This is a genomic window from Micromonospora sp. IBSANI012, assembly GCF_052814045.1.
This window is the reverse complement of sequence record NZ_CP199933.1, coordinates 5,743,669-5,766,616: the sequence shown is the minus strand read 5'-3', so window position 1 is coordinate 5,766,616 and position 22,948 is coordinate 5,743,669. Positions and strand designations below refer to the sequence as shown.

17 protein-coding genes and 1 pseudogene are annotated in these 22,948 nt (G+C 73.3%); 12 read left to right on the top strand and 6 right to left on the bottom strand.

Going from position 1 to position 22,948, the window contains the following annotated elements:
* The first annotated feature begins 17 nt into the window (after positions 1 to 17).
* Both ACTWM8_RS26600 and ACTWM8_RS26595 read left to right on the top strand, forming a co-directional pair.
* Positions 18 to 1,418, top strand: coding sequence for a M1 family metallopeptidase (locus ACTWM8_RS26600; protein WP_446214690.1), 1,401 nt, complete (start codon positions 18 to 20; stop codon positions 1,416 to 1,418).
* A gap of 61 nt (positions 1,419 to 1,479) precedes the next feature.
* Positions 1,480 to 2,928 carry a M1 family metallopeptidase gene (locus tag ACTWM8_RS26595; RefSeq protein ID WP_446214689.1) on the top strand — a complete coding sequence of 483 codons (1,449 nt, stop codon included), beginning with the start codon at positions 1,480 to 1,482 and terminating at the stop codon, positions 2,926 to 2,928.
* 161 nt (positions 2,929 to 3,089) lie between these two features.
* Here the strand turns inward: ACTWM8_RS26595 and ACTWM8_RS26590 are convergent, their stop codons facing one another.
* Positions 3,090 to 4,220 carry an LCP family protein gene (locus ACTWM8_RS26590; RefSeq protein WP_446211364.1) on the bottom strand — a complete coding sequence of 377 codons (1,131 nt, stop codon included), beginning with the start codon at positions 4,218 to 4,220 and terminating at the stop codon, positions 3,090 to 3,092.
* Positions 4,221 to 4,357: 137 nt separating this feature from the next.
* On the opposite strand from ACTWM8_RS26590, the gene ACTWM8_RS26585 reads away from it, so the two are divergent.
* Positions 4,358 to 6,055, top strand: coding sequence for an FAD-dependent oxidoreductase (locus tag ACTWM8_RS26585; RefSeq protein WP_446211363.1), 1,698 nt, complete (start codon positions 4,358 to 4,360; stop codon positions 6,053 to 6,055).
* 156 nt (positions 6,056 to 6,211) lie between these two features.
* Positions 6,212 to 7,768 (top strand): glutamine-hydrolyzing GMP synthase, encoded by a 1,557-nt coding sequence (gene guaA, locus ACTWM8_RS26580; protein WP_446211362.1) that lies wholly within the window; start codon positions 6,212 to 6,214, stop codon positions 7,766 to 7,768.
* A 10-nt stretch (positions 7,769 to 7,778) separates the two neighbouring features.
* Here the strand turns inward: guaA and ACTWM8_RS26575 are convergent, their stop codons facing one another.
* Positions 7,779 to 8,147 (bottom strand): PspC domain-containing protein, encoded by a 369-nt coding sequence (locus tag ACTWM8_RS26575; protein ID WP_446211361.1) that lies wholly within the window; start codon positions 8,145 to 8,147, stop codon positions 7,779 to 7,781.
* A 144-nt stretch (positions 8,148 to 8,291) separates the two neighbouring features.
* Here ACTWM8_RS26575 and ACTWM8_RS26570 point away from each other — a divergent pair, with 144 nt between their 5' ends.
* The 3 genes from ACTWM8_RS26570 (at position 8,292) to ACTWM8_RS26560 (ending at position 11,527) form a co-directional block, all read left to right on the top strand.
* Positions 8,292 to 9,239 (top strand): NUDIX domain-containing protein, encoded by a 948-nt coding sequence (locus tag ACTWM8_RS26570; RefSeq protein ID WP_446211360.1) that lies wholly within the window; start codon positions 8,292 to 8,294, stop codon positions 9,237 to 9,239.
* A gap of 110 nt (positions 9,240 to 9,349) precedes the next feature.
* Positions 9,350 to 10,261 carry an NUDIX hydrolase gene (locus ACTWM8_RS26565; RefSeq protein WP_446214688.1) on the top strand — a complete coding sequence of 304 codons (912 nt, stop codon included), beginning with the start codon at positions 9,350 to 9,352 and terminating at the stop codon, positions 10,259 to 10,261.
* 435 nt (positions 10,262 to 10,696) lie between these two features.
* Complete coding sequence (locus ACTWM8_RS26560) at positions 10,697 to 11,527, top strand: CDP-alcohol phosphatidyltransferase family protein (protein WP_377612332.1); 831 nt, start codon at positions 10,697 to 10,699, stop codon at positions 11,525 to 11,527.
* Positions 11,528 to 11,585: 58 nt separating this feature from the next.
* Here the strand turns inward: ACTWM8_RS26560 and ACTWM8_RS26555 are convergent, their stop codons facing one another.
* The 3 genes and pseudogenes from ACTWM8_RS26555 to ACTWM8_RS26545 form a co-directional block, all read right to left on the bottom strand.
* Positions 11,586 to 12,833, bottom strand: a complete 1,248-nt coding sequence (locus ACTWM8_RS26555) for a phosphatidylserine decarboxylase (protein WP_446211359.1) — start codon at positions 12,831 to 12,833, stop codon at positions 11,586 to 11,588.
* Positions 12,834 to 13,656: 823 nt separating this feature from the next.
* Positions 13,657 to 13,839: pseudogene (locus ACTWM8_RS26550) on the bottom strand (hypothetical protein); the annotation flags it as partial.
* Positions 13,836 to 15,434 (bottom strand): PspC domain-containing protein, encoded by a 1,599-nt coding sequence (locus ACTWM8_RS26545; protein ID WP_446211358.1) that lies wholly within the window; start codon positions 15,432 to 15,434, stop codon positions 13,836 to 13,838. The pseudogene ACTWM8_RS26550 and the gene ACTWM8_RS26545, both read right to left, overlap by 4 nt.
* Positions 15,435 to 15,677: 243 nt before the next feature.
* Between ACTWM8_RS26545 and ACTWM8_RS26540 the strand changes: the two genes are divergently transcribed.
* The 3 genes from ACTWM8_RS26540 (at position 15,678) to ACTWM8_RS26530 (ending at position 18,921) form a co-directional block, all read left to right on the top strand.
* A complete protein-coding gene (locus ACTWM8_RS26540) occupies positions 15,678 to 16,874 on the top strand; it encodes a PspC domain-containing protein (protein WP_346539666.1) in 1,197 nt (398 codons plus the stop codon).
* Between the two features lie 2 nt (positions 16,875 to 16,876).
* Positions 16,877 to 17,563, top strand: coding sequence for a response regulator (locus ACTWM8_RS26535; RefSeq protein ID WP_210778416.1), 687 nt, complete (start codon positions 16,877 to 16,879; stop codon positions 17,561 to 17,563).
* 185 nt (positions 17,564 to 17,748) lie between these two features.
* Positions 17,749 to 18,921 carry a thioester domain-containing protein gene (locus ACTWM8_RS26530; protein WP_446211357.1) on the top strand — a complete coding sequence of 391 codons (1,173 nt, stop codon included), beginning with the start codon at positions 17,749 to 17,751 and terminating at the stop codon, positions 18,919 to 18,921.
* Between the two features lie 123 nt (positions 18,922 to 19,044).
* Here ACTWM8_RS26530 and ACTWM8_RS26525 read toward each other — a convergent pair whose 3' ends face one another.
* Positions 19,045 to 19,779, bottom strand: a complete 735-nt coding sequence (locus tag ACTWM8_RS26525) for a PIG-L deacetylase family protein (protein WP_446211356.1) — start codon at positions 19,777 to 19,779, stop codon at positions 19,045 to 19,047.
* 432 nt (positions 19,780 to 20,211) lie between these two features.
* Between ACTWM8_RS26525 and ACTWM8_RS26520 the strand changes: the two genes are divergently transcribed.
* Positions 20,212 to 21,852 carry a peptide ABC transporter substrate-binding protein gene (locus ACTWM8_RS26520; RefSeq protein WP_446211355.1) on the top strand — a complete coding sequence of 547 codons (1,641 nt, stop codon included), beginning with the start codon at positions 20,212 to 20,214 and terminating at the stop codon, positions 21,850 to 21,852.
* A 143-nt stretch (positions 21,853 to 21,995) separates the two neighbouring features.
* Complete coding sequence (locus tag ACTWM8_RS26515; protein ID WP_346538269.1) at positions 21,996 to 22,922, top strand: ABC transporter permease; 927 nt, start codon at positions 21,996 to 21,998, stop codon at positions 22,920 to 22,922.
* Positions 22,923 to 22,948: the final 26 nt, after the last annotated feature.

Genomic DNA, 22,948 nt, shown 5'->3' with positions numbered 1-22,948 from the left:
CTCGGCCGGTGCGTCGTATCCGGTCCAGGTTTCTGCTCGCCGCCGTCGTGGCGGCGACGACCCTGGCGGGCGCCGGCTGTACGCCCGACCGCGAGGACCGCAGCGAGTTCCGGCCCGGCGCCGCCGACGCCGGTGACTCGTACGTCCCGGGTCGTGGCAACGGCGGCTACGACGTCTCCGGCTACCGGCTGCGGGTGCGGTACGACCCGGCGACCGACCGGTTGACCGGCCGGGCCACCGTCACCGCGACCGCCACCGCCGCCCTCTCCCGGTTCAACCTGGACCTGATCGGGCTGGACGTCTCGCGGGTGACCGTCTCCGGGGCGGCGGCCCGGCACCGCCGCGACGGCAGCGAGCTGGTGATCACGCCGCCGCGGGGGTTGCCCCGCGGCACCGGGTTCACCGTCGAGGTCGACTACGCCGGGGTGCCGACCGCCGTCCCCGACGGCGAGCTGGGCAGCGGCGGATTCCTGCACACCGCCGACGGGGCGATCGTGCTGGGCCAGCCCGAGTCGGCGGCCACCTGGTTCCCGGTCAACGACCACCCGTCCGACAAGGCCACCTACGACGTCGAGGTGACGGTCCCCGACGGGCTGGCCGCGCTGAGCAACGGGGTGCCGGGGGAGCGGAGCAGCGCCGGTGGCTGGACCACCTGGCGGTGGGCCGAGCGCTCGCCGATGGCCAGCTACCTGACCACCCTGGTGATCGGCGACTACCGGGTCGAGACCGGCACCCACGCCGGCCGACCGATGGTCACGGCGGTGCCGGCCGCCCTGCCGGCGACCGGCCCCGAGGCGGCCTCGCTGGCCCGTACCGGCGAGATAGCGGACTTCCTCGCCAGCCGGTTCGGGCCGTACCCGTTCGACTCGTACGGCGGCATCGTGGTGACCGACAGCCGGATCGGGTACGCGTTGGAGACCCAGTCCCGCCCGGTCTACGGGCCGGGCTTCTTCTCCGGCGGCCGGCCCAACCCATCGGTGGTGGTCCACGAGCTGGCCCACCAGTGGTTCGGCAACAGCGTCTCGGTGGCGAGCTGGCAGGACATCTGGCTCAACGAGGGCTTCGCCACGTACGCGGAATGGCTGTGGACGGAGCACGACGGCGGCCGGACCGCGCAGCGTGCCTTCGAGCTGCGGCACGCCGTCACCGACTGGTCGCAGCCAGCGGTCGATCCCGGCCGGGCGGCGATGTTCGGCGACGGGGTCTACCAGCGGGGTGCCCTCGCGGTGCACGCGCTGCGCCGGACCGTCGGCGACGAGACGTTCTTCCGGCTGCTGAGCGGCTGGACCGAAGAGCGGCGCGGCGGCGTCGCCAGCACCACCGACTTCGTCGGGTACGCCGAGCGGGTCGCCGGCCGCCCGCTGCGCCCCCTGCTGGACGCCTGGCTGGCCGGCGGCGTCGCGCCCGCCCTGCCGTGACCCGCGGGCGACCGCCGGTCGGTAGGCTGCCGCCGACGACACGGGGAGGTGCCGGGTGGCCATGGCGCGGATGCGGCGGGGCGTCGGTCTGGTGACGGTGGCGGCCCTCGGGCTCGCCGGGTGCGGGTCCGACCCGGTGCCGCGGCCGGCGCCGGCCACGGCACCGGCCCCGACGGCCGGGCGGCAGTTCGCGCCGGGCGCGGCCGGCGTCGGCGACGCCTACTTCCCGAGCTACGGCAACGGCGGGTACGACGTCGGGCGGTACACCGTCAAGGTCCGCTACGACCCGGCGACCGACCGGCTCACCGGCACCGCCACCGTGCAGGCCACCGCCACCGCCGACCTGTCCGCGTTCCACCTGGACCTGGCCGGGCTGACGGTGCGGAAGGTGACCGTGGACGGCGCGCCGGCCCGGCACGCGCGGGAGGCCGACGAGCTGGTGGTCACCCCGGCCGCCGGGCTCACCGCCGGCAACGGCTTCACTGCCGAGATCAGCTACGAGGGAAAGCCAAAGCCGCTGGCCAACGAGGTGCTCGGCGAGGGCGGCTGGCTGCACACCACCGACGGCGCGATCGCGCTCGGCCAGCCGGAGTCGGCGAGCACCTGGTTCCCGGTCAACGACCACCCCTCGGACAAGGCGACCTACGACGTCGAGATCACCGTCCCGAAGGGGCTGACCGCGGTCAGCAACGGGGTGCCGAAGGGGCGCTCGGACGCCGACGGCTGGACCACCTGGAAGTGGTCCGAGGCCGCCCCGATGGCCAGCTACCTGAGCACCGTGGTGATCGGGGACTACCGGGTCGAGACCGGCGAGCACAAGGGACGGCCGGTGTTCAGCGCGGTCAGCACCAAGCTCGGCAAGGGGGCCGCCGACGCGTCGATGGCCCGCACCACCGAGGTCGCCGACTACCTGGAGAGCGTCTTCGGGCCGTACCCGTTCGCCGCGTACGGCGGGGTGGTGGTCGCCGACGAGCGGATCCGGTACGCGCTGGAGACGCAGAGCCGCCCGGTCTACGGCGCGGGCTTCTTCCGGGGTGGCGAGAACACCGGCGTGGTCGCCCACGAGCTGGCCCACCAGTGGTTCGGCAACAGCGTCTCGCTGGCGAAGTGGCAGGACATCTGGCTCAACGAGGGGCTGGCCACCTACGCCGAGTGGCTGTGGGCCGAGCACCGGGGCACCGGTACCGCCCAGGCGGCCTTCGACCGGCGGTACGCCGGTTCGTCCAGCCGCCTCTGGCAGACGAAGCCGGCCGAGCCCGGTCGGCAGAACCTGTTCAGCGAGTCGGTCTACCAGCGCGGCGGGATGACCGTGCACGCGCTGCGGGTGGCGGTCGGCGACCCGGCGTTCTTCAAGATCCTCAAGACCTGGGCGGCGGAGAAGCGCAACGGCAACGCCACCACCGACGAGTTCGTCGCGGTCGCCGAGCGGGTCTCCGGCAAGCAACTGGACAAGCTCTTCGCCGCCTGGCTGCACGGCACCGAGCGCCCCCCGGCACCGAAGCGAATCTAGGGCGGCTCTCCCGGATCTTCGCCGGCCTGCGACGGGCCCAGACGACGCCCGGCGGCGTTGGCGGTTCGTCCGGATACAACACCGGTATCCGGACGAACCGCCGCCTTGCCGGATCGCCGCCTGGGCCCCGTCTCGGCTCGACGAGACCCGGGAGAGCCGCCCTAGTTCTTCACCCGCAGCTCGGGGTGGGCGGCGAGGAACTTCTCGGCGTCGCCGGCCTTGAGCGCGGTGAGGAACTGCCGGCCGACCGGCTTGAGCTCCTCGCCCCGGTACGCGCGGCCCTTGCCCACCCCGCTGCCGGGGAGCGCGACCGGGGTGAACCGGTCGACGCTCAGCCCGCCGAGGGCGTACGCGAGGTCGACGATGCGGGGACCTCCGGCGTAGACCAGGGTGTCGCCGAGCGCGTCGGCCACCTGCTGGACCCGGTCCGGCTGGCGGGCCAGGTTCTCGTCGAGGATCTTCGCGGTCAGCGCCCGGATGAGCTGCTGCTGGTGGCGCTGCCGGGCGTAGTCGCCGCCGGCGATGTAGCGCTGGCGGGCGTAGTCCAGCGCCTGCCAGCCGGTGAGGTGCCGCTGGCCCTTCTCGTAGACCATCTGCGGCCCGACGTAGCCGCCGCCGGAGGGCGCCGGGTCGCGGTGCTTGCCGTCCGGCCGGCGGTGCAGCGAGACCACCCGCTCGTCGACGTGGATGTCCACCCCGCCCAGGGTGTCCACCAGCTTGTCGAAGCCGTTGAAGGTGATCACCGCGCCAGCGTCGAACCGCAGCCCGGTGTATCCGCTGACCGTGCTGCGCAGCAGCTCGTACCCCTGGGCGACGCGGTGCTCCTTGGGCTTGCCCGGCACCCGGCTGCCGTAGCTCATCGCGTGGGTGAGCTTGGTCTTCCCGCCCTTGTAACCCGAGGCGGGGAAGGCCGGGATGTCCACCAGAAGGTCGCGGGGGAGCGAGAAGAGGTACGCCCGGTCCAGCCCGGCCGGCACGTGCAGCACCAGCACCGCGTCGCTGTGCGGCTCCCACCCGGGGACGCTGACCCGGGTGTCCACCCCGACCAGCAGCAGGTTGAGCGGCCCGGTGATGCCGGCCCCGGGCGGGGCGGTCGGGCTGGGCTCCGCGGCGGTGCTCGGTGTGGCGGTCGCGGTGGCGGTGGCGGCGACCGCGCCCGGCCGGCGCTGCGGCCCGTCGTCGCTGACCAGCCGGTTCACCACCAGGGCGCCGCCGGCGACCAGCACCACCGCGGCGAGGGCGGCCAGCAGCAACACCCGGCGCGGTCGTCGCGCCCCTGTCTCGTGAGCCATGCTCGGCACCCCCGTTGAAACAACGCTCCGACTGGGGTCCCGAGTTGCGGGCGTGGCCTGACGGATCGGTGGACCCGAGCATGATCGCGCGAAAACTGCCGCTGGCGCGATGGCTACTCAGCGGTAATGATGCGTTCATGCGGTACGACGTGGTCGTCATCGGGTCCGGTTTCGGCGGCAGCGTCACCGCGCTCCGGCTGGCCGAGAAGGGTCACACCGTCGGCGTTCTGGAGGCCGGCCGGCGGTTCGCCGACGACGAGTTCCCGCAGACCTCCTGGCGGGCCCGGCGCTTCCTCTGGGCGCCGAAGCTCGGCTGCTACGGCCTGCAACGGATCACGCTGCTCCGCTCGGCCGACCGCAGGGCCGGCGGCGGGGTCATGGTGCTTTCCGGGGCGGGGGTGGGCGGCGGCTCGCTGGTCTACGCCAACACCCTCTACGAGCCGCTGGACGCCTTCTACGACGACCCGCAGTGGCGCGGCATCACCGACTGGCGCGACGAGTTGGCCCGCCACTACGACCAGGCGAAGCGGATGCTCGGCGTCACCACATACCCGGTCGACACCGGCGCGGACCGGGCGATGCGCGCGGTCGCCGAGCGGATGGGGGTCGGCCGAACCTTCCACGCCACCCCGGTGGGCGTGCACATCGGCCGGCCCGGCCAGCGGGTGCCGGACCCGTACTTCGGCGGCGTCGGCCCGGAGCGCACCGGTTGCACGCACTGCGGCTCCTGCATGACCGGCTGTCGCCACGGGGCGAAGAACACCCTGGTCAAGAACTACCTCTGGCTGGCCGAGCGGCTCGGCGTCGAGGTCCACCCGCTGACCACGGTGACCGCCGTCCGGCCGGCTCCCGACGGCGGGTACGAGGTGCACACCGAGCGGACGGGCGCCTGGCTGCGGCGGCGCCGGCAGGTCATCCACGCCGACCAGGTGGTCCTCGCCGCCGGGGCGCTGGGCACCCAGCGGCTGCTGCACGAGATGAAGGCGACCGGGGCGCTGCCCGGCCTGTCCGACCGGCTCGGCGAGCTGACCCGGACCAACTCCGAGGCGATCCTCGGCGCCTCGGTGCCCCGCGGGCGGGCCCGCGCCGAGGGGGTGGACTTCACCGAGGGGGTGGCGATCACCAGCTCCTTCCACCCCGACCCGCAGACCCACATCGAGCCGGTGCGCTACGGCCGCGGCTCGAACGCGATGGGGCTGCTCCAGTCGCTGCTGGTCGACGGCGGCCCGCACCGGGTCCGACGCTGGCTGGGCAGCATCGTCCGGCAACCCGGGCTGGCGGCCCGGATGCTTTCGGTGCGCGGCTGGTCGGAGCGGACGGTGATCGCCCTGGTGATGCAGTCGGTGGACAACTCGCTGACCACCCGGTTCCGGCGCGGCCTCTTCGGCCGGCGACTGGTTTCCGGCCCGGGCCACGGCGTGCCCAACCCGACCTGGATCCCGGCCGGCAACCAGGCGGTCCGGCTGCTCGCCGAGGAGATCGGCGGTACGCCGGGCGGCGCGCTCACCGAGCCGTTCAACATCCCGATGACCGCGCACATCCTCGGCGGGGCGGTGATCGGAGCGTCCCCGGCCGACGGGGTGATCGACCCGTGGCACCGGGTCTACGGCCACCCGGGGCTGCACGTGGTGGACGGGGCGGCGGTCTCGGCGAACCTCGGCGTGAACCCGTCGCTGACGATCACCGCCCAGGCGGAGCGGGCGATGTCCTTCTGGCCGAACCAGGGCGAGGACGATCCCCGTCCGCCGCTCGGCGAGGCGTACCGGCGGGTGGCGCCCGTACCCCCGCGGCGCCCGGCGGTGCCGGCGGACGCCCCCGCCGCGCTGCGCGGCTGACCGTTCCGGGCGGGCCGCGGGCACCGGGCGGGCGGCCGGCCGGTGGCGCGCCGGCGGCGGGGCGGTCGGCCGGTTGACCGGCGGGGACGTGACGCGGCACGCCCGGAGCCCGGCCCGTGCCCGGGCCGGGGGTGACTGTCGGTAGGCTTTCTGCACATGAGCACGCCTCGCCCCGTCCTGGTGGTGGACTTCGGAGCCCAGTACGCCCAGCTCATCGCGCGCCGGGTGCGCGAGGCGAAGGTCTACTCGGAGATCGTTCCGCACTCGATGCCGGTCGCCGAGATGCTGGCGAAGGACCCGGCCGCGATCATCCTGTCCGGCGGCCCGTCCAGCGTCTACGCGCCGGACGCCCCGCAGATCGACGCTGGGATGTTCGGCTCCGGCGTGCCGGTATTCGGCATCTGCTACGGCTTCCAGGCGATGGCCCAGGCGCTCGGCGGCACGGTCGCCAAGACCGGCAACCGCGAGTACGGCGGCACCCCGCTGCGCCCCCGCCTCCTCGACCCCGGCGTGCTGCTCCGCGACCTGCCGGCCGACCTGCCGGTCTGGATGAGCCACGGCGACTGCGTGACCGAGGCCCCCGAGGGCTTCACGGTGACGGCCGAGTCGGCCGGCGCCCCGGTCGCCGCCTTCGAGGACCTGGCCGGCCGCCGGGCCGGCGTGCAGTTCCACCCGGAGGTCGGGCACACCGCGCACGGCCAGGAGATGCTGACCCGCTTCCTGTACGACATCGCCGGCATCGAGCCGACCTGGACGCCCGAGAACATCATCGACGAGCAGGTCGCCCGGATCCGCGAGCAGGTCGGCGACAAGGAGGTCATCTGCGGCCTCAGCGGCGGCGTGGACTCCGCGGTGGCCGCGGCGCTGGTGCACAAGGCGGTCGGTGACCAGCTCACCTGCGTCTTCGTCGACCACGGCCTGCTGCGCGCCGGCGAGGCCGAGCAGGTGGAGAAGGACTACGTCGCGGCGACCGGCATCAAGCTGAAGGTGGTCGACGCGCAGGAGCGGTTCCTCGGCGCGCTGGCCGGGGTCACCGACCCGGAGCGGAAGCGCAAGATCATCGGCCGGGAGTTCATCCGGGTCTTCGAGGCCGCCGCCCGCGAGATCGCCTCGCACGGCGACGTCGAGTTCCTGGTGCAGGGCACCCTCTACCCCGACGTGGTGGAGTCCGGCGGCGGCACCGGCACCGCCAACATCAAGAGCCACCACAACGTCGGCGGCCTGCCGGAGGACCTGAAGTTCGCCCTGGTCGAGCCGCTGCGCACGCTGTTCAAGGACGAGGTCCGGGCGCTCGGCCTCCAGCTGGGCCTGCCCGAGGCGATGGTCTGGCGGCACCCGTTCCCCGGCCCGGGCCTGGCCATCCGGATCATCGGCGCGGTCGACCAGGAGCGGCTGGACCTGCTCCGCCAGGCGGACCTGATCGCCCGCGAGGAGCTCTCCGCCGCCGGCCTGGACCGGGGCGTCTGGCAGTTCCCGGTGGTCCTCCTGGCCGACGTGCGCAGCGTCGGCGTACAGGGTGACGGGCGCAGCTACGGGCATCCCGTGGTGCTGCGCCCGGTCTCCAGCGAGGACGCGATGACCGCCGACTGGTCCCGGCTGCCCTACGAGGTGGTCGCCCGGATCTCCACCCGGATCACCAACGAGGTCGCCGAGGTCAACCGGGTGGTCCTGGACGTGACCAGCAAGCCGCCGGGCACCATCGAGTGGGAGTGAGCCGGCCGGCTCACGCCGTCGGCGGCTGCTGCGGCGGGTAGGTCGGCTGCGCGACCGTCGGCGGCTCGGGCCGCGTGGTCGGGGCCGGCGTCGGGACGTACCCCGGGGTGGGCGGCGTGCCGTGCGGCGCGGCGCCCGTCGGGTGCGGCCAGGCGGGCGCGCCCGCCGGCTCCTCGGGCATCAGGAACCACATGATCGGGTACGCCAGCGCGGCGAACCCGCCGGTGAGCAGGGTCGCCACGGCGAAAACCACCCGGACCAGGGTGGGGTCGACGGCGAAGTAGCGGCCGAGGCCGCTGGCGACGCCGGCCACCATCCGGTCGGTGGTGGGTCGGCGGAGCTGCTTGTACGGGGCCTGGGGGGTGCTCGTCGAGGTCATGTCTCCACGGTCCGCGCGGGGCGGCCGGGCGACCTCGGTGACCGCCCGGATCCCTACCCTGACCGATCCCTGACCTGCCAGCCTTGAGTCAGGAATCTGACTCTTTTCGATCCAGGTAACCGTGGGCGGGGAGAATTTGGCTCCGTGACCACCTTGCTGGAGCCGCTCCGCAGGATCGCGGCATACGCAGTCTGTGCTGATTCAGTCGGCCGAGTGTTGCTGGTCCGCGCATCGGAGCGCTCCGGCACCCCCGGCGTGTGGTCCCTGCCCGGCGGGGCGGTCGACCACGGCGAGGACCCAAAGCACACCGTCGTCCGGGAGACCGCCGCCGAGACCGGGCTCTCGGTCGCCGTCTCCGGCCTGGAGGACGTCCTCGCCGACATGCGGGCCCTGCCGGAGCGGGGCATCACCATCCACACCGACCGCCTGCTCTACCGGGTCTCGGTGCGCGGTGGCACCCTCGCCGACCGGGTGGAGCGCCCCACGGACCTGGCCCGCTGGTACACCCTCGACGAGGCCCGCGCGCTGCCGCTGCGCTCGTTCACCGCACGCGCCCTGGGCCTGCCGGCCTCCTCCGCCGACGTCGTCCCGGACGAGCCGCCGGAGTTCCCCTCCTTCTACGCCGTGCCCGGCCCGGACGGCCTGCACCGGGCGCAGCGCTTCGCCGCGTACGCGGTGGTGACCGACCCCGACGACCGGGTGCTGCTGACCCGGGTCTCCGATGGGTACCCGGGGGCCGGCTGCTGGCACCTGCCCGGCGGCGGCACCGACTACGGCGAGCAGCCCGGCGCGGCGCTGATCCGGGAGCTGGTGGAGGAGACCGGCCAGACCGGCCGCCTGGTCGAGCTGCTCGGCGTGGCCAGCCACCGGGACGCCGCCTCGCTCGGCCCGGAGGGCTACCCGATCGACTGGCACGGGGTGCGCGCCTTCTACCGGGTGGTGGTCGACCAGCCCGCCCCGCCCACCGTCGCCGACGTCGGCGGCTCCACCTGCGAGGCCCGCTGGTTCGCCCGCGAGGAGCTGGGTGCCCTCCCCACCGACCGGCTCACCGAGGTCACCGCCGAAGCCGTCCAGGCCGCCCGCCTCACCTGACCCTCGGTCCGCCGTCCGTCCTGGGCGTCGACCGCCTGATACCGCTCCCCGCTGCCGCTAACCTCATGATCGACGGCCGGGTGGCCGGACGGCGGGGGAGCGTGGTGGGCGTGGAGCAGCGGCGCAGGGTCGGGGCGTACGGGGTGCTGCGGGACGCCTCGGGGCGGGTGTTGCTGGCCCGGGGATCCGCCCGCTGTCCGTTCCCGGGCGTGTGGCAGCTGCCGGGGGGCGGCCTCGAGCACGCGGAGCACCCGGCGCGGGCGGTGGTCCGCGAGTTCGCCGAAAAGACCGGGCTGACCGTCGAGGTGACCGGGGTGCGGGCCGCCCTGGCCGACGTCACCACGTTCCGCGCCGAGGGCGTCGCCGTGCACACCGACCGGCTGGTCTTCGACGTCGAGCAGCACGGCGGCGAGCTGCGCCCGGAGCCGGCCGGCGGCAGCGACGAGCTGGCCTGGTGCACGCCGGACGAGGCCGCCGCGCTGCCGCTGATGCCGTTCACCGCCGAGCTGCTCGGCCTGCCCGTCACGCCCCTGCCGGCCGGACTGCCCGACGCGTTGCCGGCCCGGCAGGCCGCCCCGCCCGCCGACCGGCGCCAGCGGTTCGCCGCGTACGGGCTGGTCACCGACCCCGCGGACCGGATCCTGCTGACCCGGATCGCGCCGGGCTACCCGGGTGCCGGCCGGTGGCACCTGCCCGGTGGTGGCACGGATCACGGCGAGCAGCCGGCCACCGGGCTGCTGCGCGAGCTGGTGGAGGAGTCCGGGCAGCTCGGGACGGTTGTCGACCTGTTGACCGTCGACAATCTGCACAACCCGGCGGCGCTCGGGCCGGAGGGGCGCCCGCTGGACTGGCACGCCGTCCGGGTGGTCTACCGGGTGCTGGTCTCCGCGCCCACCGAGCCGGAGGTGACCGAGCTGGCCGGCGGGTCGACCGCGGAGGCGGGCTGGTTCACGTCCACGCAGGTGGAGAAGCTGTCGCTGACCGAGGTCGCCGCCCTGGCAACCGGACGTCGGGGGGGATAGCCCTCGCTCGCCGGGCCGTTGCGGGGGTGCTCCGGTACAGTCGTAAGTGAGGTTGGCGGAGAAAACGGGCGATGAGGCCCGAGATGGGAACAAGGCAGCGGTTCGCGCGGTTTAACGGAGATATAAGTACCGCCGGCAGCTATCGCCAACCGCCACTTCCTGTGCAATGGTGTACTCCGCTTGAACGGGCTGCCGGGCCAAGAGCGGTCCGGCACGAGACAGCCGGACACCCGCCCCCCGTGGGCGGCCAGTCGATCCGGTGATGGAGGAAACGTGCCGAGAGCCCTATGGCGCCGGCGTCGTACGACTGACAGTCCGCGCCCGGCCGGGCGTCGCTGGGCGGGCCGGTTGCGCCGCAGCAGCACGTTCGCCCGGCAGGTGCTGCTGGTCCGGGTGGGCCGCCGTGACGGCGACCCGCGTATCGGCGCCGAGCTGGTGGTCCCCGAGCACCTCGTCGACCGGCCCCGCCGGTACGGCTTCGACCGCGCCCGCCGCGCGGAGATCGAGGCGGTCATGCCGGTCAGCCCGGCCCTCGCCCCCGCTCCGTCGGTGGACGACGACTCGTCGGCGATGTCGATCCCGCTGCTCCCCGGCGAGCGCACCGCGTCGCGCCGGATGAAGTTCGCGCTGGTCAACGCCTGCACCCTGGCCAGCCTGATGCTCGGCATCAACGCGATCTTCGTGGCGATGGCCGGGGAGGCCCGGGTGGCCGCGATCCTGCTGATCGCCTGCGTCGCCTTCGACGGCCTCGACGGCGCGCTCGCCCGCAAGCTCGGCGTGGCCAGCCCGTTCGGCGCCCAGATGGACTCGCTGGCCGACATGTGCTCGTTCGGTCTGGCCGCCCCCGTGGTGGTCTACGCCTCGCTGGCCGGGTCGGCCCCCACGGCGGCCGCCGCGGTGGCCGCGGCCCTCGTCGCGGCCTGCGCCGCGATCCGGCTGGCCCGGTTCAACGTCTCGCCGAAGGACGGCCGGTTCTTCTGCGGGGTGCCGACGACCATGGCGGCGGCGGTGCTCGCTCTCACGGTCGCGATCGGCCTGCCGCTGCCCGCCGTGGTGCAGATCGCCGGGGTGGCGCTGCTGGCCTTCGCGATGGTCTCCAGCTTCCCGTACGCGAAGCTCGCCCGGCTGCTCAAGCTGCCGCCGTGGCTGTGGCTGGCCCCGGTGATCGGCGCGCTGGTCGACATCCGGCTCACCTTCGCCCTGGTGGTGGTGGGCTACCTGGTCAGCGGCCCGCTGCTCTGGCTGCACCAGCGCCGCACCGCCTGATCCACCCGCACGTACGCAGAAGGGGCGCCGCGACCGCGGCGCCCCTTCTCGCGTTCCGTCAGCGCCAGCGGGCGATGACCGTCGACCCGCCGACCACCTTGTCGCCCGGCCCGACCAGCGGCTCCGCCGCGTCGGCCGGCAGGTAGACGTCGGTGCGCGAGCCGAACCGGATCAGGCCGAAGCGCTCGCCCCGGGCCAGCAGCGCGCCGATCGGCGCCCGCTGCACGATCCGCCGGGCGATCAGCCCGGTGCGCTGCGCCACCACCACCGTGCCGTGGTCGGTGTCCAGCACCGTGTACGCGGCCACGTTGTGCTCGGCGTCCGGCTTCATCGCGTTGACGAAGCCGCCGTCGGCGACGAAGTAGTCGACCACCTTGCCGGGCACCGGCGCGCGGTTGACGTGCACGTCCAGCACCGACAGGAAGACCGCGATCCGCAGCCACTCGCCGTCGCCGAACCGCTCGTCGTGCAGCCGCTGCACCGAGAGGACCTGACCGTCGGCGGCCGCGACCACGGCCGACGGGTCCTCCGGGACGTCCCGCTCCGGGTCCCGGAAGAAGGCGGCCACCGGGCCGGCGGCCAGCGCCGGCAGCAGCCAGAGCTTCGACTTCGGGCGTACCACGCGGGCCACGGCGGCCAGCCCGAGGGCGATGCCGGCCGCGGCGACGCCGTTGGAGTCGATGTGCATGCCGCGGGTCAGCGGCACGCTGGAGGGCCGGTGGGCGGGGGCCAGCCGGGCGGCGAGCGCGGGGCTGGCCGGGGTGAAGCGCAGGTGGTGCACCCGTACCGGCGGGGAGTTGCGCAGCACCAGGTCGGTGCCGACCCCGTGCAGCACGCCCTGGCGGTCCAGCTCGGCGGCGGCGCCCTCGGTACGGAACACCGGCGCGGACACGCTGAGCACCGAGCCCTCGCTGAGGTACTTGACCAGGCCGTCGACGGTCGTCCGGGCCTGCTCCGCGGTGCCGGTCAGCGGCTCGGCGGCGATGACCACCTCGGCGGCGTCCGCCTCGGCGAGGGAGTCGACGACGCGTACCCGGTCGGCGACCCAGCGACCCTGGGCCGTCACGTGCTCGCGCAGCGCGCCGGCGCCGGCCGGCTCGGCCGGCACGACGGTGAGCGTGTCGCCGGGCAGCAGCGCGTCGATCGCCGCGGCGAGCACCGCGGACTCCGGGGAGGCGTCGACCAGGAGGGCGGCCTTCGGGTCGTTACGCCGGGCCAGCTCGGTGACGAGGGTACGGGCGGCGCGCTCGCCGATGCGGACCGGACCGGACCGGCCGGGGGTGCGCTCGGCGGGGGACTGGGTCATGTCGGACGGGCTCCTGACGAGGTAGAGACGGGCTGTCGCGGCGGGACCGCCACGGGCGACCTGGTCCGCTCGGCCCCGGACGGGACCGCTGACCGGACCGTTCGGCCGCGGACGAGGCCCGCCGGCACGGCCGGCCGGCGGAGGCGGGATCTCCACCGGCCAGCATACGAGTCCGTCGCCGGCGACCGCACCGCCGCGGTCAGTCCGGCGAGCGGCGTTCCCCGGCCGGCGGGCCGCTGACCGGCTCGGCGGGCGACCAGCGGGGCCGGTCGTCCGGCGCGTCGGCCGCCCGGTCCTCGACCGCCTCGGCGGGCCGGTCGCTGATCGCCGTCGTGGGCCACTCGTCCACGTCGCCGGCCGATCCGATCGCCCGGGTCCGCGGCTCGGTGAAGCGGTCACCGGTCCCGTCCGGTCCCCACACCGGGGCGGTGGCGTCGTCCGGACCGGCGAACCGGACCTCGGCGGTCTGCTCTCCGGCTGTTCCGAGCGCCGCCGTCTCCTGCCCCGTCACCTGCGGGCGGGTGGGCGCGTCCTCGTCCGTCCCGGCGTCGGTGTAGTGGATCTCGGCCGTCTCCCGCTCGGCGCCCGGGGTCTCGGTGGTCTCCCAGCGGGTGGGGGCGGCCTCGTCGTCCCGCGGGTACCGGAGGTCGGCCGGCTCGACGGAAACCGGCGCCGGCTCCCGGTCCGCGACGGTGGTGTCGGCCGGTCCGGGGAACCCGTCGGCGGTGTCCCGCGGCCCGGCGGGCGGGGCCGGCCAGCCGGCGGCGGACGGGTCGGGCTCGGTCGGCTCCGGCCCGGCGGCCGGCGGGACCTCCCGGTCGTGCCGGCCGGACCGCAGCGCGCCGACCAGGCCGAGCAGCCCGATCACCACCAGCGCGCCGGCCAGGAACCAACCCACCGGGGGCAGGGCGAGGCCGAGGATCTGGGCGAGCAGCCACCAGACGGAGAGCCCGAGGAAGAGCAGCCCGAAGGCGAGCGAGACGAGGTCCGTGCGGTGCACCCTCACCGGGTCACCTCCAAGTTGCCGGCGTTGACGTGGACGTTGAGGCGCAGCGTGCCGCCGCCGGCCCCGTCCGGGCCGAGGTCGGTGCTCTCCCGGGAGCGGCCGTCCAGCCCGCCCGAGCGCCGGCCGAAGACCGTGGCGTCCCCGGCGTTGACGTCGGTCACGGTGGTCACGTCGACGTTCGGCGGCACCACGATCGTCGCCTCACCGAAGTTGACCACGACGGTGATCTCGGTGGTCCGCTTGTCGAAGTTGATCCCCCGCAGGTCCAGCGTGGCGTCGCCGAAGCTGTTCTCGTAGCGGGTGGCCAGGTCGCGGACGTCCGTGGGGGCCCAGGTGACGTTGCCGTCCACGCCGCGGATCCGGTCGTAGGACTCGGCCACCGTGGCCACCCCCAGCGCCGCCGCGGTCACCAGCCCCAGCGCGATCAGCCAGCGGGCCCGGCCGAACCAGGTGCCCACCAGCAGCCCGAGGCCGATGGTGGCCAGCGCCGCCGCGAAGTAGGCCGCGGCGCCGACCGGGAAGACGCCCAGCAGGTCCAGGATGGCCACCACGCCCAGGGCGAGGAAGATCAGCGAGAAGGTCACCGCGCCGAGCGCCGACCGCTCGCGCGGCCGCTTCGGCGGCTTCACCCGGGGCGGCGGGGGCGGGGGTGGCGACGGCGGTCCGGCGTACGGCCCGCGCGGCGCGAACGGCGGGCGGTAGCCACCGGCGGGCACCGCCGCGCCCACCGGCGGCACCGGGGCGGTCGGCTCGGCGACCGGCGGCCAGGTGATCGGCGCGGGCTCGGCCGTCCCCGGCGCGGCCGGCCAGGCGGCGGTCCGGGCGTCCGGCCGGGCCCCGGGCGGTGCGGCCGGCGGCGCGGGCGACCAGGCGGCCTGCTCGGCGGTGCGCTCCGCCGGCACGGTGACCGGCAGCGGTGCGGTCGGGGCGAGCGGGCCGGTCGGGGCCGGCGGCGCCGGGGTGAAGAGGCCGGGCGCGGGGTAGCTGACCGGTGGCACCGGGCCGGGTGGGGCGCTGGCCGGGGCCGGTGGTCCGGTGGGGACGGCGGTGGGCGGGGTGCGGCCGTCCCGGTTGAGCAGCAGCGCGCCGCCGATGAGGATCGCCGCGCCGAGCAGGACGGCCCGGAACGCGTCCGTGACGATGAAGCCGAAGCTCACCGCGACCAGGATGCTCAGCACGATGACGGTGACCGGCGACATGCTGGACCGGCCCCGGCCGAGCATCGACTCCACCGGGGAGGCGCTGTCGCCCTCGCCGGGGATGACCAGCAGGGCCGCGACGTAGAGCAGGATGCCGACGCCGCCGAAGAAGCCGAGCACGGCGAGGATCACCCGCCAGAGCACCGGGTCGGTGTTGGTGGCCCGGCCGATCGCCGCGCAGACCCCGGCCAGGTAGCGGCCCTCCCGCGGCCGTACCAGCCCGTACCGCGAGGTGAAGCCGGCACCGCCCGACGGCGGCGGAGCGTACCCCCCGGGGGGTGGCGTCTGGCCGCCGTGGGCGGACGCCCACGGGCCCGGCGCGCCGGTGGTGGTGGGCGGCGGACTCTCCGGCTCGGTCGCCCACGGGCGGGGCGGCGGGGCAGCTTCCTCGGTCATGCTCCGATCCTGCTGCGCCGGATGCCCGAGCGTCCTCAGGACCCGACCCTGACCCCACCCTGAGATCCCGGGGGCGGGAATGTCCGGGGCGTCCCCGTGGTCACCGGGCGTCGCCCCGTGTGACGATCGGACCGGAGCCGGACGACCCCGGCACCTGCGCCGCACCGGCCCTGAACAGGGGAGCCTCCGATCAGCACCGTGACAACCCCGCCGCCCCGCCTCTACCGGGCACCCGAGCACCGGATGGCCGCCGGCGTGGCCGCCGGCATCGCCGACCACCTCGGCATCCCGGTGCTGCGGGTACGGGTCGCCTTCATGGTCCTGCTCGGCCTCAGCGGCCTGGGGCTGCTGCTCTACGCCGCCTTCTGGGCGGTGGTCCCGCTGCGTCCCGGCGACACCGCCGCGCCGCCCCGCCGGGACCTGTCGCAGCTGCTGCCGTTCGTGCTGATCGGGCTGGGCGTGCTGCTGATGCAGGTGCTGGTCTTCGACTCGGTGGGCGCGACCGGCACCGCCGGTTGGCTGGTTGCGATCATCGCGGTGGGCGCCGGCGTGATCTGGCACCAGTCCGCGCCGGAGCGCCGCCGGCAGTGGGGCGACTCGATGCCGGTGCCGTGGCTCGGCGCGGTGGTCGAGGAGAGCGACCGGCGGGCGTTCGTGCTCCGCTTCGCCGGCGGCGGGGTGTTGGTCGCGGTCGGCATCATCGGCGTGGCGGCGGTCTACTCCCCGGTGCAGAACTTCGACGCGGTGGTCAACGGCGTGATCTTCGCGCTGGTCGGGCTGGCCGGCGTCGGTGTGGTGGCGGCGCCGGTGCTCTGGCGGACGTACAACCAGCTCCGCTCGGAGCGGGAGGGGCGCATCCGCGAGCAGGAACGCGCCGAGCTGGCCGCCATGGTCCACGACCAGGTGCTGCACACCCTGGCCCTGATCCAGCGCAACGCCACCGACGTCAAGACGGTGCAGCGGCTGGCCCGGGGCCAGGAGCGCTCGCTGCGCAACTGGCTCTACAAGCCCACCGGCTCGCCCACCGAACGCTTCGCCGCCGCGCTGGAGCAGGCCGCCGCCGAGGTGGAGGACACCTTCGCGATCACCGTCGAGGCGGTGGTGGTGGGCGACCGGGAGACCGACGAGCGGGTCGGCGCGCTGGTGGCGGCGGCCCGGGAGGCGCTGGTCAACGCGGCCCGGCACGCCGGGGTGCAGACCGTGTCGCTCTACGCCGAGGTCGAGCCGGAGCAGGTGAGCGTCTTCGTGCGGGACCGGGGCAAGGGCTTCGACCCGGATACGGTGGAGGATCACCGGCACGGCGTACGAGGATCGATAGTCGGTCGGATGAAGCGGCACGGCGGCCGGGCGGAGATCCGGTCCGGGCCGGGAGAAGGAACCGAGGTCCGGTTGATCCTGCCGATCACCGGCAACGGCTCCACGGCGGAGAGGGACAAATGATCATGGCGGAGCAGTCGATGGAACCGGTCGAGGGCGCGGACGCCCGGGTGGAGCGGCTGCGGGTCTTCCTCGTCGACGACCACGCCATGTTCCGGGCGGGCGTACGGGCCGAGCTGGGCGCTCACGTCGAGGTGGTGGGGGAGGCGAGCACGGTGGCCGAGGCGCTCACCCGGATCGCCGCGACCCAGCCCGACGTGGTGCTGCTCGACGTGCACATGCCCGACGGCGGCGGCCGGGCGGTGCTGGACGCGATGCGGCGTACCCATCCGCAGGTGAAGTTCCTGGCGCTGAGCGTGTCCGACGCCGCCGAGGACGTGATCGGGTTGATCCGGGCGGGTGCCCGGGGCTACGTCACCAAGACCATCTCGCCGGACGAGCTGACCGCCGCGATCCGTCGGGTGGCCGACGGCGACGCCGTGTTCAGCCCCCGGCTGGCCGGGTTCGTGCTGGACGCCTTCGCGGCCCGCCCGGACGCGCCGGTCGCCGACCCGGAGCTGGACCAGCTCACCAACCGGGAGCGGGAGGTGCTGCGCCTGCTGGCCCGGGGGTACGCGTACAAGGAGATCGCCAAGGAGCTGTTCATCTCGATCAAGACGGTCGAGACGCACGTGTCCAACGTGCTGCGCAAGCTCCAGATGTCCAACCGGTACGAGCTGTCCCGCTGGGCGGCGGACCGCCGGCTGGTGTGACGGCAGGGCCAATTCGGAACAATCGGACCGAACGACCCCAGGGGCTGACAAGAGATCCACTCATGTCGCATAATTCCCCGTCGCCGTTCTTCTCGCGTGCGGGTGGTGCGAAACCCCGCGAGAACGGCGACCTGTGCAGGCCCGCCGGATGCGGGCCCACCCCTGGGGAGAGGTGTACGAGTTTGATGTTCAAACAACTGGGACGACGCTGGGCCGGAATCGCCACGGCGCTCGTCGCCGGCAGCGCCATGGTGCTCGGCTCGGCCGCTCCGGCGGCCGCCGAGGCGCCGGCGACCGGCGTGGCGCGCGCGGTGAAGGACACCGGCGTCGTGCTGAAGCTCAACGAGAAGACGCTGTCGACCTCGGCGCTCGCGCTGGAGCTCAAGGACGGCACGGTGCCGGTCTTCTGCATCGACTTCCACACTCCGGTGGCCCGCGACGGTGAGTACACCGAGGGCACCTGGGGCCAGTCGGAGGTCGAGAACCTCGGCAAGGTGCAGTGGGTGCTCACCCACGGCTACCCGAACGCCGAGGTGCCGGCGCTGCTCAAGGCGGCCGGGACGGAGCTGCCGGCCGGGCTGGGCGAGAAGCGGCGCGACACCCTGCTCTACTTCGGCACCCAGACCGCCGTCTGGCACTTCAGTGACGGCGTCAAGCTGGGCGGCTGGGAGCAGGGCCTGGGCGACCCCGCCGAGTACGGCGTGATCAAGGAGATCCACGACTACCTGGTGGCGAACGCGACCGACCAGCCGGAGCCGAAGGCCGAGCTGAGCATCGACCCGGCGAAGGCCACTGCCACCGTCGGCGGCAAGGCGGGCCCGTTCACCGTCAAGGGCCCGGCCGGCGAGATCGCGCTGAAGGTCTCCGGCGGCACCGCCGTCGACGCCGAGGGCAAGCCGGTCACCACGACCACCAACGGCGGGGTCTTCTGGCTGACCGCGACCGATCCCGGTTCGGTCACCGTGACCGTTTCCGCCCAGGACTCGGTCTCCTTCGGTCGGGTCTTCCTCTTCTCCGGCGGCAAGGACGAGAAGCAGAAGCTGATCCTCGGCGGCAGCGCCGGCGCCACCGTCACCGCCGACGCCTCGGCGAGCTTCGCCGCCGCCCCCGCCAGCCCGTCGGCGTCGCCGACCACCCCGTCGGCCTCGCCCTCGCCGTCGACTCCGGTCGAGTCGCCCTCGCCCTCGACCCCGGGGGAGAGCCCGGCGCCGTCCACCTCGCCGGCCGGCAACGGCGGCGACCTGCCGCTGACCGGTTCGCCGATCGCGGCCGCGGCCGCCGCCGGCGTGCTGCTGCTGGCCGTGGGCGCGGTCGCCCTGCTGGTGGTCCGCCGCCGCAGGGTGCGCTTCACCGCCTGACGAACCACCCCCTCCGGCCCCGGCACCCCTGTGGTGCCGGGGCCGGAGTCCGTTCCGGGTCAGCCGGGGCGAGTCCGTTCCGGGTCAGCCGGGGCGCGCCGGTGGTCCGGGGCCGGCGGCGGGTCACTCGGTACGCAGCACCGTGAACGCCTCGGCCAGCCGGCCCGACGGCAGCCCGGCGTTGTCGGCGACCGCGGTGAGCCGGTCACGCACCCAGGTCTCCAGGTCCAGCCGGTCGGTCTGCGAGGAGTGCGCCCGTATCGCCGCGAGCTTGCGATCGATCTGGTCGGTGATGTCGACGGCGTGGTCCGGGCCGGGGCCGCCGGCGTACCAGATCTCCCGGACCACCCACGGCTCGAGGCCCTGGGCGAGCAGCTCCGGGTGGGCGAAGGGGTTGCGGGCGTCCGGGTAGACGGCGCAGGTGGTCGCCTCGCCCACGGCGAGGTGGTCGGGGTGGCTCGGCCCGGCGAGGTGCTCCCACCGGCGCAGCGGCGAGTTGGTCAGCACCCGGTCGGGGCGGAACCGCCGGATGGCCGCGGTGACGTCCCGGCGCAGGTCGAGCGTCGGCGTGACGGTGCCGTCGGCGTACCCGTCGAGGAAGTCGACCCGGGTCACCCCGATGGCGGCGGCCGCGGCGCGCTGCTCGGCCTCGCGCAGCCGGGGCATCCGTTCGCGGGCGGTGTCGTCGAAACCGCCGGCGTCGCCGCGGGTGACGATCAGGTACGCCACCTCCACGCCGTCCTCCACCCAGCCTGCTATCGTGCCCGCACAGCCGAAGTCGACATCATCCGGATGGGCAAAAACGGCCAGCGCTCGGTGGACGTCGGCGAGCGCCGGAGCGGAGGCGGGGAAGCTCACAAGCCCCGAGCCTACGGGTGGTGCGGAGATCCGGTGCCTTGATGTCTTACCTGCTCAGAGCGGTACGACCAGGGCATCTCATGATCTTTTCTCAAGTATCGGCAACGTGGCGGGCAACTAACGGGTTGATAACGGCACCTTCACGGAATGGGCCGGTGGGTGTCACAGTGGCAGCACCTCACCCCTGGCGTGAGGCACCCCGTACGCCCCGCCGACCACGGCACCGCCCATCAACGCGGTTCGTGGCCGTCGAGCCTGCGCGGTGTCGAGCTCCAGTGGTGCGGTGGCCCGGCGGATCGGTCCCCCTGGGGTGTCCCGATTTCTCTGCGGTAGTACCGGTGACCTGCGACACGGGGTCACCGGCGGCGTCACCCCCCATGCGTGCGTGAAACCCACGACGGAACCAGGTTACGAAAGAGGAGGCCCCTCGGAATGAGAGTCTCGAAGCGGGCGAGCGGCGCCATCGCCGTGGGCGCGGCATTCGCGCTCATCGCGTCCGGCTGCTCCACCAACGACGACGACGGCGGCACCGCCGCCAAGAGCTCTGACGGCAGCATCGTCGTCGACGGTACGGAGCCGGAGAACCCCCTGGTTCCGTCCAACACCACCGAGACCGGTGGCGGCAAGATCATCGACTGGCTGTTCACCGGCCTGGTCGAGTACCCGAACAACGGTGGCGCGCCGCAGAACGCGCTGGCCGAGTCGATCGAGACGACCGACTCCAAGGTCTACAAGATCAAGATCAAGCAGAACACGAAGTTCCACGACGGCACCGTCGTCAAGGCCAAGAACTTCGTGGACGCCTGGAACTGGGGCGCCTACTCGCCGAACGGCGCGCAGAACTCCAGCTTCTTCGCCGACATCGCGGGCTTCGCGGACGTCAACACCTCCGACCCGGATGGCGACGGCCCGAAGAAGGCCCCGGAGCCGACCAAGAAGGAGATGTCCGGCCTCAAGGTCGTCGACGACTGGAACTTCGAGGTCACGCTCTCCGCGCCGACCGCCGTGTTCCCGACCAAGCTCGGCTACAGCACCTTCATGCCGCTGCCGGACGCCTTCTTCGCCGGCAAGGCGGAGGACTTCGGCAAGAAGCCGATCGGTAACGGCCCGGTCAGCTTCGTGTCCTGGGAGAACAACGTCGCGATCAAGCTGACGCGGTTCGACGACTACTCCCTGCGCGACAAGATGAAGATCAAGGACGTCACCGTCAAGATCTACCAGGACGACACGGCGGCCTACAACGACCTGGTCTCCGGCAACCTGGACTTCCAGCAGCAGGTTCCGGTCTCCTCTCTCGCGGGTGACAACTGGAAGAACGACCTGGGCGACCGGGCCATCTCCTCCACCACCCCGGTGACCGGCATCATCGCCTTCCCGGTCTACGACGCCCGCTTCAAGAACGCGGACCTGCGTAAGGCGATCTCGCTGTCGGTCAACCGCCAGGAGATCAGCGACAAGATCTTCTTCGGCAACCGCAAGCCGGCCGACAGCTGGGCCAACCCGCTGACCCCGGGCGCCAAGCCGGGTAACTGCACCGCCTGCAAGTTCGACCCGGAGCAGGCCAAGCAGCTGCTGGCCAAGGCTGGCGGCTTCAAGGGCCAGCTGAAGCTCTACTACAACGCGGACGCCAGCCACAAGGAGTGGATGGAGGCCGTCGCGCAGCAGATCAAGACCACCCTGCAGATCGACGCCGTCGCCGTCGGCGTGCCGACCTTCGCGGTGTTCCGCCAGAACATCAACGCCCACAAGATGGACGGCATGTACCGCGCCGGCTGGCAGCAGGACTACCCGGACGTCGAGAACTGGGTCAACCCGCTCTACGTGACCGGTGGTTCCTCGAACGACGGTCTGTACAGCAACCCCGAGGTCGACGCCCTGGCCAAGCAGGCCAGCGGTGCCCCGAGCCTCGAGGCCTCGCACGGTCTCTTCGAGCAGGCCGTGGCGAAGATCGACGCCGACGTCCCGACGGTGCCGGTCTACTTCGGTGGCCAGCAGTCCGGCCACTCGGAGAAGATCAAGAAGATGGAGCTGACCAACGTCGGCGAACTCGACATCACCTCGGTCGAGCTCTGATCCGAACGGTCTGACCCTGGGTCGGGCTCGCCTACCGGTGAGCCCGACCCGGGGCCGTTCCGCGAGGGGGTGTACAACATTCCCTCGCAACGTTGTCACTCGTGTCGGCCGTCCGACGCGCCCCCTGTCTGGAGGACCACCCCATGGGCCGTTATCTGTTGAGACGGCTGCTCCAACTCGTCCCGGTCTTCATCGGGACGACGTTAATGATCTACGCGCTCGTCTGGGCGGTTCCCGGTGACCCGTTCGCCGGCAAGTGCGGTGATCGGGGCTGCCCGGAGAACTACATCGCCATGATGACCGAGAAGTACCACCTCGACGAGCCGTTTTTCGTGCAGTACGCCGTCTACATGAAGAACCTCTTCCAGGGGGACTTCGGCTCGACCTGGTCCGGGCGCTCGGTGAACGACATCATCGCGACGTCGTACCCCAACACCCTGAAGCTGGCCGCGGTCGCCCTGCTCATCGAGGCGCTCATCGGTCTCACCGCCGGTGTGCTCACCGGTCTGCGGCGCAACGGATTCCTGGACAACCTGGTCCTGGTCTCGACGCTCTTCCTGATCGCGCTGCCGGTCTTCGTCGTCGGCTTCGTGCTCCAGTGGCTCTTCGGCGTCAAGTGGGGCATCGTCACGCCGACGGTGTCGAACGAGATGCGGATCTCTGAACTGATCCTTCCCGGCTTCGTACTGGGCAGCGCGTCGATGGCGTACATCGCCCGGGTCTCGCGCACCAGCATCGCGGAGAACCGCCGGGCCGACTACGTGCGGACGGCCATCGCCAAGGGCCTGCCCATGCGCCGGGTGGTCGGCATCCACCTGCTGCGCAACTCCCTGATCCCGGTGGTGACGCTGCTCGGCACCGACCTCGGCGCCCTGATGGGTGGCGCGATCATCACCGAGGGCATCTTCGGCATCAACGGCATCGGCCGCCAGGTTCTCCGGGCGATCGTCACCAAGGAAAGCGCTACGGTTGTCTCCATCGTGGTCGTCCTGGTGCTCGTCTACCTCCTGATGAACCTCCTGGTGGACCTGCTCTACGCCGCCCTGGACCCGAGGATCCGCTATGAGTGAGCGCCGCGAACGAACCATCATCGCCA

Bases quoted from the DNA above. Each gene is read 5' to 3' on its own strand.
- ACTWM8_RS26595 (WP_446214689.1), top strand. From the start codon at position 1,480: ATGGCGCGGATGCGGCGGGGCGTCGGTCTGGTGACGGTGGCGGCCCTC.
- ACTWM8_RS26590 (WP_446211364.1), bottom strand. From the start codon at position 4,220: ATGGCTCACGAGACAGGGGCGCGACGACCGCGCCGGGTGTTGCTGCTG.
- ACTWM8_RS26585 (WP_446211363.1), top strand. From the start codon at position 4,358: ATGCGGTACGACGTGGTCGTCATCGGGTCCGGTTTCGGCGGCAGCGTC.
- guaA (WP_446211362.1), top strand. From the start codon at position 6,212: ATGAGCACGCCTCGCCCCGTCCTGGTGGTGGACTTCGGAGCCCAGTAC.
- ACTWM8_RS26575 (WP_446211361.1), bottom strand. From the start codon at position 8,147: ATGACCTCGACGAGCACCCCCCAGGCCCCGTACAAGCAGCTCCGCCGA.
- ACTWM8_RS26555 (WP_446211359.1), bottom strand. From the start codon at position 12,833: ATGACCCAGTCCCCCGCCGAGCGCACCCCCGGCCGGTCCGGTCCGGTC.
- ACTWM8_RS26545 (WP_446211358.1), bottom strand. From the start codon at position 15,434: ATGACCGAGGAAGCTGCCCCGCCGCCCCGCCCGTGGGCGACCGAGCCG.
- ACTWM8_RS26540 (WP_346539666.1), top strand. From the start codon at position 15,678: ATGGCCGCCGGCGTGGCCGCCGGCATCGCCGACCACCTCGGCATCCCG.
- ACTWM8_RS26535 (WP_210778416.1), top strand. From the start codon at position 16,877: ATGGCGGAGCAGTCGATGGAACCGGTCGAGGGCGCGGACGCCCGGGTG.
- ACTWM8_RS26530 (WP_446211357.1), top strand. From the start codon at position 17,749: ATGTTCAAACAACTGGGACGACGCTGGGCCGGAATCGCCACGGCGCTC.
- ACTWM8_RS26520 (WP_446211355.1), top strand. From the start codon at position 20,212: ATGAGAGTCTCGAAGCGGGCGAGCGGCGCCATCGCCGTGGGCGCGGCA.
- ACTWM8_RS26515 (WP_346538269.1), top strand. From the start codon at position 21,996: ATGGGCCGTTATCTGTTGAGACGGCTGCTCCAACTCGTCCCGGTCTTC.